The 893-nt window shown below is 51.0% G+C and carries 1 protein-coding gene; it reads right to left on the bottom strand.

The annotated features are described in order from the left end of the window. The coding region (locus J655_RS24145) for an Ig-like domain-containing protein (RefSeq protein ID WP_032053459.1) at window positions 1–893 on the bottom strand (893 nt) is incomplete at both ends.

Raw genomic sequence — 893 nt, 5'->3', positions numbered from 1 at the left:
GCCATTGATTGGGTCAATCTCTGGTGCAGTCGGAGCCAATGCATCTACAACTTCTGTTGCCGGTACTGATTCATTACCTGCCGCATCTGTCGCTGTTGCTGTGACAACATCGCCATCATTCAAGCCTGGGTTCGGTACTGTCCAGCTTCCATCTGTACCTGCAACAACTGTTGCTGTGGTGCCATCTGGATAAGTCACTGTCACTGTTGAACCTGGTTCTGCCGTACCCGTAATCGGATCCGTGCCATTGATTGGGTCAATCTCTGGTGCAGTCGGAGCCAATGCATCTACAACTTCCGTTGCCGGTACTGATTCATTACCTGCCGCATCTGTCGCTGTTGCTGTGACAACATCGCCATCATTCAAGCCTGGGTTCGGTACTGTCCAGCTTCCATCTGTACCTGCAACAACTGTTGCTGTGGTGCCATCTGGATAAGTCACTGTCACTGTTGAACCTGGTTCTGCCGTACCCGTAATCGGATCCGTGCCATTGATTGGGTCAATCTCTGGTGCAGTCGGAGCCAATGCATCTACAACTTCTGTTGCCGGTACTGATTCATTACCTGCTGCATCTGTCGCTGTTGCTGTTACAACATCGCCATCATTCAAGCCTGGGTTCGGTACTGTCCAGCTTCCATCTGTACCTGCAATAACTGTTGCTGTGGTGCCATCTGGGTAAGTCACTGTCACTGTTGAACCTGGTTCTGCCGTACCTGTAATCGGATCCGTGCCATTGATTGGATCAATCTCTGGTGCAGTCGGAGCCAATGCATCTACAACTTCTGTTGCCGGTACTGATTCATTACCTGCCGCATCTGTCGCTGTTGCTGTTACAACATCGCCATCATTCAAGCCTGGGTTCGGTACTGTCCAGCTTCCATCTGTACCTGCAA

The sequence above is a fragment of the Acinetobacter sp. 1294243 genome (assembly GCF_000588015.1).
Classification (GTDB): Bacteria; Pseudomonadota; Gammaproteobacteria; order Pseudomonadales; family Moraxellaceae; genus Acinetobacter; species Acinetobacter pittii.
This window is presented reverse-complemented; position numbering and strand designations above follow the sequence as displayed.